Consider the following 3,045-nt stretch of genomic DNA (forward strand, 5'->3'; position numbering starts at 1 on the left):
GTCATCGGGTCATCCCTCGTCTACAGGGGTGGCGGCCCCGCGAGGCGCGGCCCGGGCACTTGAGGCGGCCCGGGCACTTGAGAAGGCGTACTCCACCACCGGGCTCACCTCCGGAGACCTTGAGAAAGGCGGGAAGGGGCACGATGTCCTCCCTCACCACCCTCGACCGGCCGGCCGCCGGGCCGGCCGGCGGCGGCCGTACCGGCCAGGGGTCCCTGAAACGCGAGGCCCGGCGGCGGCGCGGGGCGATCACGCTGTTCCTGGCGCCCTTCTTCGTGCTGTTCGCGGCGGTGCTGGTCGCGCCGCTGGGGTACGCGGTCTGGCTCAGCCTGTTCAGCGAGAAGTCCTCGGGGCTCGGGTTCGGCGGTTCGCAGACCGTCTTCGCCGGGCTGGACAACTACCTCGACACCCTCGCCGACCCGGCCTTCCGCGACGGCTTCGCGGTCATCGCCGGCTACTGCGCGCTGTACATCCCGCTGATGATCGGCGGCGCGCTGCTGCTGGCCCTGCTGCTGGACTCCGGCCTCGCCCGCGTCCGCCGGTTCTTCCAGCTCGTGCTCTTCCTGCCGCACGTCGTACCGGGCATCATCGCCGCGCTCATCTGGATGTATCTCTACCTGCCGGGCGTCAGCCCCGTCGTCGGCGCGCTGGAGTCCGGCGGGATCCGGTGGGACTTCCTGTCCTCCGACAAGGTCCTGGGCTCGGTGGTCAACATCGCGCTGTGGGAGTGGATCGGCTACAACATGATCATTTATTTCGCCGCGCTGCAGGCCATCCCGCGCGAGGTGATCGAGGCCTCCACGGTCGACGGCGCCGGGCCGGTCCGCACGGCGCTGCGCGTCAAGCTCCCGATGATCCGGGGCGCGGTCGTGATGACGATGCTGTTCACGATCATCGGGTCGCTCCAGCTGTTCACCGAGCCGATGATCCTGGCCGACGCCAGCGCCGGCGTGGTCAGCACCTGGACCCCCAACATGTTCGCCTACACCGAGGCGTTCTCCAAGAACGACTACGGCCAGGCCGCCGCCGCCTCGCTGCTGCTGGCCGCGCTCGCCGCCGGCCTGTCCTACGCGGTCACCCGGTTCGGCGCGAGGAGGGGCGCGTGACCAGGCCCGCCTCCCTGTCCCGGGGCGTCGTCAACGTCCTGCTGACCGTCGCGACGGTCTACACGCTGCTGCCGCTCACCTGGCTGCTGTTCGCCTCCACCAAGACCCTGAACGACCTCTACTCCAGCCCGGGGTTCGCCTTCGCCGACTTCAACCTCGGCGCGAACCTCTCCGCCGTCGCGGAGGAGGGCGGCGGGATCTTCTTCCGCTGGTATCTCAACAGCGTCCTGTACGCGGGCGGCGGGGCCCTGCTCGGCACGCTCATCAGCGTGATGGCGGGTTACTGCTTCGACAAGTACGGCTTCCGCGGCAAGGAGAAGCTGTTCGGCGCCGTGCTGCTCGGTGTCCTGGTGCCCGGCACCGCCACCGCCCTGCCGCTGTATCTCCTGGCCTCCAAGGTGGGTGTGGTCAACACCTTCTGGGCGGTGTTCGTCCCGGTCCTGGTCAACCCCTTCGGCGTCTATCTCGCCCGGGTGCTCTCCTCCGGCTACGTGCCCGGCGAGGTGCTGGAGGCCGCCAGGTCCGACGGCGCGGGCGACCTGCGCACCTTCGTCTCGATCGCGCTGCCCATGCTGAAGCCCGCCTTCGTGACGATCTTCCTGTTCCAGTTCACGTCGGTGTGGAACAACTTCTTCCTGCCTCTGGTGATGCTCTCCGACCACAACCTGTTCCCGCTCAGCCTGGGCCTGTTCTCGTGGAACAACCAGGGGACCGCCTTCCCCGAGTTCCACACACTGGTGATCACCGGCTCGCTGCTGTCGGTGGTCCCGCTGCTGGTCGTGTTCGTCTTCCTGCAGCGTTTCTGGCGGGCGGGCATGACGGCGGGCAGCATCAAGTGATCACAAACTCGGGGGGATCGATGTCTCGTCGGCCGCGGGCCGCCATCGCGATGTCCGCGGACGTCGCCGCGCGGCTGCTGGACGGTCCGGTACGGCGGCGCCTGGCGGAGCTGGCCGAGGTGGACGCCTCGCTGGTGGTCACCGACTTCACCGCGCCCGAGGCGCGGAGCGCGCTGGCCGGGGCCGAGGTCCTCTACACCTGCTGGGGCTGCCCGCCCCTGACCGCCGAGGTGCTCGCCGGCGCGCCGCGGCTGCGGGCCGTCGTGCACGCCGCCGGCTCGGTCAAGCACCACATCACCGACGCCTGCTGGGAGCGTGGCCTGCGCGTCTCCTCGGCGGCGATCGCCAACGCGCTGCCCGTCGCGGAGTTCACCCTCGCCGCGATCCTGTTCGCGGGCAAACGCGTGCTGGAGATCGCCCACCTCTACCGGCGCGACCGCGCCGCGCACGACTGGGACCGGCGCTTCCCGGGCTTCGGCAACTACCGCCGCACGGTCGGGATCGTCGGCGCCTCCACGATCGGCCGCCGGGTGATCGAGCTGCTCCGGCCGTTCGACCTGGACGTCCTGGTCAGCGACCCCTATCTGGACGCGGCCGGGGCGGCCCGGCTGGGCGTGCGGTCCGTCGAGCTGGACGAGCTGGTCGCCGGGAGCGACGTGGTGAGCCTGCACGCCCCCGACCTGCCCTCGACCCGCCACATGATCGACGGCCGCCGCCTGGCGCTGATGCGCGACGGCGCCACGCTGATCAACACCGCCCGGGGCGCGCTGGTCGACCAGGCCGCCCTGACCGGCGAGCTGCTGTCCGGCCGGCTGCACGCGGTCATCGACGTGACCGAACCCGAGGTGCCGCCCGCCTCCTCGCCGCTCTACGACCTGCCCAACGTGCTGCTCACCCCGCACATCGCGGGCTCGCTCGGCGGCGAGCTGCGCCGCATGGCCGACGTGGCGCTCGACGAGCTGGAGCGCTACGCCCACGGCCTGCCGTTCCGCTACGGCGTGGCCCCGGAGGCGCTCACCCGCTCCGCCTGATCCCTCTGCTCTCCCCCCATCTCCCTCGGTCCCCCGGGCCGGGGTCCTGCCTGCCTTCTGGTCTCCCCC

Annotated in this window: 3 protein-coding genes; all 3 read left to right on the forward strand. The window is 71.1% G+C overall.

Annotation, left to right across the window (positions count from 1 at the left end; genetic code table 11):
• Positions 1 to 143 precede the first annotated feature (143 nt).
• Genes ACWDS7_RS47605 through ACWDS7_RS47615 form a run of 3 tightly spaced genes read left to right on the forward strand, consistent with a single transcriptional unit; the run spans position 144 to position 2,976 of the window.
• On the forward strand, positions 144 to 1,106 hold the full coding sequence (locus ACWDS7_RS47605; RefSeq protein ID WP_306858225.1) for a carbohydrate ABC transporter permease: 963 nt from the start codon (positions 144 to 146) through the stop codon (positions 1,104 to 1,106).
• Entirely contained in the window at positions 1,103 to 1,945 is an 843-nt protein-coding gene (locus ACWDS7_RS47610) for a carbohydrate ABC transporter permease (RefSeq protein ID WP_306858224.1), read from the forward strand. The genes ACWDS7_RS47605 and ACWDS7_RS47610 overlap by 4 nt, the downstream gene beginning before the upstream one ends.
• A 20-nt stretch (positions 1,946 to 1,965) precedes the next feature.
• The gene (locus ACWDS7_RS47615; protein ID WP_306858223.1) at positions 1,966 to 2,976 is read left to right on the forward strand and encodes a hydroxyacid dehydrogenase; all 1,011 of its coding nucleotides are present in this window, start codon (positions 1,966 to 1,968) and stop codon (positions 2,974 to 2,976) included.
• Positions 2,977 to 3,045 lie beyond the last annotated feature (69 nt).

Source organism: Streptosporangium sp. NPDC003464 (assembly GCF_053588315.1).

Bases quoted from the DNA above. Each gene is read 5' to 3' on its own strand.
- ACWDS7_RS47605 (WP_306858225.1), top strand. From the start codon at position 144: ATGTCCTCCCTCACCACCCTCGACCGGCCGGCCGCCGGGCCGGCCGGC.
- ACWDS7_RS47615 (WP_306858223.1), top strand. From the start codon at position 1,966: ATGTCTCGTCGGCCGCGGGCCGCCATCGCGATGTCCGCGGACGTCGCC.